General features: G+C 72.7%; 3 protein-coding genes. All 3 read right to left on the minus strand.

Annotation, left to right across the window (positions count from 1 at the left end):
* Positions 1-32: 32 nt before the first annotated feature.
* Complete coding sequence (locus tag GTW43_RS06695) at positions 33-980, minus strand: sugar ABC transporter permease (RefSeq protein WP_161300701.1); 948 nt, start codon at positions 978-980, stop codon at positions 33-35.
* Positions 977-2,263: an extracellular solute-binding protein gene (locus GTW43_RS06700; RefSeq protein WP_343245924.1), complete on the minus strand. Its 1,287-nt coding sequence runs from the start codon at positions 2,261-2,263 to the stop codon at positions 977-979. Before GTW43_RS06700 ends, GTW43_RS06695 begins: the two co-directional genes overlap by 4 nt.
* 148 nt (positions 2,264-2,411) lie before the next feature.
* Positions 2,412-3,420 (minus strand): Gfo/Idh/MocA family oxidoreductase (locus GTW43_RS06705; protein WP_161300703.1); only part of this gene is annotated, 1,009 nt, incomplete at its 5' end.

The raw sequence follows: 3,420 nt of genomic DNA on the forward strand, positions 1-3,420 counted from the left end.
GTAGGGGCGGCGGCCGGCCAGGGCGGGGGTGCTCATGGACGTGCCTTTCCCGAGGTGACTGCGGTGGCAGGGGTGGTGCGCCGGGCCGCGCCGCCGGTGCCGCGGGTCACGACGAAGGACAGGGCGCAGCACACGAGCAGCAGGAGGACGGAGGCGGCGGACGCGAGGCCGTAGTTGTTGCGGGTGAACGCGGCGTCGAAGATGTACATGTTGGGCGTGTACCGGGGGCCGACGAGCGGGGTGGCCTTGCCGAGCAGCATCGGTTCGGTGAACAGCTGCAGGGCGCCGATCGTGGTGAAGATGACCACGGTCGACAGGGTCGCGCGGATCATCGGCACCTTGATGGTGAGGGCCGTGCGCACGGGACCGGCGCCGTCGATGGCCGCGGCCTCGACGAGTTCGCGCGGAATGGCGCGCAGCGCGGCGAAGAAGATGACGGCCGTGTAGCCGAGGCCGCTCCACATCGCGATGTTGACGAGGGACGGGATCAGCATGTGGAGGCCGAGGAAGTCGATGTCGAGGTCGGCGCCGCCGAGCAGGTCGAGGACGGGTGAGATGCCGGGCGTGTAGAGGTAGAGCCAGATGACGGTGGCGATGATGCCGGGCACGGCGTGCGGGACGAACAGGACGGTCTGGCTGAGCTGTCGGGCGCGGACGAGTCCCGAGTCGAAGAGCAGGGCGAGTGCGAGGGCGCCGATGACGACGACCGGGATGAAGACCACGGCGTACAGGAGGGTGATGCCGACACCGCGGACGAAGCTGGGGTCGGCGAGCACGGCCGCGTAGTTGCGCAGGCCGGCGAAGGCGGTGCGGGCGGTGCCGAAGCCGAGGCCCTCGTGCGAGGTGGAGAAGAAGCTGAGCTTGATCGCGTAGAGCGTCGGTATGAGGAACACGGCCAGGAGCAGCACGGTGAAGGGGCCGAGGAGAGTGGCGACGGCGAGGCGCTGGGGGCCGCGGGTGCGGGTGGTCGGAGTGCTCACGCCTGCCTCACCTTCAGTCCGAGGCTGCGCATGTCGGGCAGGGTCTCGGCCTGGGCGGTGCGGAGCGCGTCAGTGATCGTCGTGCCGTACTCGATGCGGGCCAGGGCCTGGTGCAGGGACGTGGCGGTGGACTGCATGCGCGGACCCCATGTCCAGCCGGTGCGCAGGTGGCGGGCCTGGTCGCGGAAGAGGGCGTACACGTCCTGGCCGTCGTAGAAGTCCGGCTCGAACTGGCGGGAGGCGGAGGCGACGGCCTCGGGCGCCGCGGGGAACATGCTAGAGCGGCCGCCGGAGAGCCGCGCGGCGATGGCCTCGGGGGCCGTGGTCATCCATTCCAGGAACCGCATCGCGCGCTCCTTTCGGGGGCTGTCGGCGGTGATGGCGTGCAGCGAGACGCCGTCGGTGCCGAGCAGCGGACGGTCGGGGTTCCACTGGGGCAGCGGGGCCACGCGCCAGCGCCCCGCGGTGCCGGGGACGGAGGCGGCGAGGGCGGCCATGCCCCAGGGGCCGACGAGATGGCCGGCGACGCGGCCGCGGGCGAGGGCCGACATCCACTGCTGGCTGCTGCCGGGGGCGATCATGAGCAGGTCCTCGTCGATGAGTCCCTGCCAGTAGTCGGCGACCTTGCGGGTGGGCTCGCCGAGGAGGTCGAGGACCCAGCTGTCGCCGTCGATGGCGAACCACTGGCCGCCGCTCTGCATGGCGTGCCCGGCGAGCACGTTGGAGGCGTTGGGATGGAACGTGGTGAGGGCGATGCCCGACTGACGCTTGAGCCGGCGGGCCGCCTCGCGGAACTCGTCCCAGGTGGTGGGGACATCGATGCGGTGGGCCTCGAGGATGTCGGTGCGGTAGGCGAGGAGCATCGGGCCGAGGTCGAGGGGGATCGCGTAGACCTTGCCGTCGAGGGTGCCGTTCGTCCAGGCCTGCGGACCGAGACGGTCCTTGAGGTGGGGCGTGACCAGGTCGGTGAGGTCGGCGCAGACGCCGTCGATGGCGAAGGACGGGACGTCGGAGTCGGAGAGGCTGACGATGTCCGGGGCGTTGCCCGCGCGGGCGGCGTTGGAGAGTTTCGCGTTGCCGCCGGCGAGGCCCGAGGTCATGGGCGAGTAGCGGACCTGGTCGTCGGGGTGGGCCTTGTTCCAGGCGGCGACGAGGGTGTCGGTGCCGCGCAGGGCGGACCAGAAGGTCAGCTGCCCGTCCGGGTCGCGTTGAGCGGCGGAGGCATCGGCACAGGCGGTGGCGCCCGCGCCGGCGAGCGCGGTCCACAGGCCTGCGGCGAGCACGCGTCGTCTGCTGGGGGCGTGGTGGCTAGCCACGGTGTTCGGCGCTCGGCTGGTGGTTTCGAGGCATGGCAAGGCTCCCCTTGTGTCGGTGTGGGTGTGAGCGTGGGTGTGGGTGCGGGCGGCCGGGCGCGTGCGCCGGTGCTGCCGGTCAGACCGTGACGCCGTCGGCGGCCAGGTCGATCCGGCCGCCGCGGGCCGAGGACTCGTAGATCGCGAGGGCGGCGGCGACGACGGAGCGGCCGTACTCCGCGTCGACGAACGCGGCGCCCGGCAGACCCCGAGCGGCAGCGGTGAAGCCGTCCAACTGGGCGCGCAGGGACGTGCCCTGGCGGTCGGGGTCGGGGGCCATGAGCCGCGTCGAGCGGCCGTCGTGCAGGAGGAAGAGGCCTTCGGTGCCGGAGACCCGGAGAGTGGCGCGGTCCATGACGACCTCGGTCTCGTCGAAGTAGGGTGCGCCGCGGCTGGTGAGGGCGAGGCTCGCGGGGGTGCCGTCGGCGAGTTCGAGGAGGGCCAGCGCGTCGGTCTCGACGTCGAGTCCGGGCCGGCCGCGCACGACGCCGCTGACCTTGGCGACCGGGGAGCCGGTGAACCACTGGATGCGGTCGAGCCCGTGGCTGCCGACGTTCAGGACGATGCCGCCGCCGGCCAGCCCGGGGTCGAAGAACCAGGAGGGCCGGGAGCCGGGGTCGTAGTGGGCCGATCGGCGGTGGGTGATGAGGACGGGGCGGCCGTGCTCGCCGGAGGTGACGATCCGGCGCGCCTCCCGGGCAAGCGGGTCGAAGTGGATGACGTGGGCGACGGCGAGCAGCACACCGGCGTCGGCGCAGACCGCGGCCATGCGCGTGCAGTCCTCGACGCTGGTGGCCATGGGTTTCTCGACGAGGACGTGCGCACCGGCCCGGGCGGCGTCCTCGACGAGCGCGGTGTGCAGGGCGTGCGGGGCGGCCACGACGACGGCGTCGAGTCGTGCGGTGGCGAGCATGGCGCGATGGTCGGTGAACACGGCGGGCCCGGTCGGTCCGGCGAGCGCGGCGGCGGTGGCCCGGTGGGTGTCGCAGACGGCGGCTATCTCGTACCGCTCCGCTCCGGCGGCGGCCCTGACGTGTGCCGCGCCGATGCTGCCGGCGCCGATCACGCCGATGCGGAAGCGGTCCTGT

This window comes from Streptomyces sp. SID5785 (genome assembly GCF_009870065.1).
Taxonomy (GTDB): domain Bacteria; phylum Actinomycetota; class Actinomycetes; order Streptomycetales; family Streptomycetaceae; genus Streptomyces.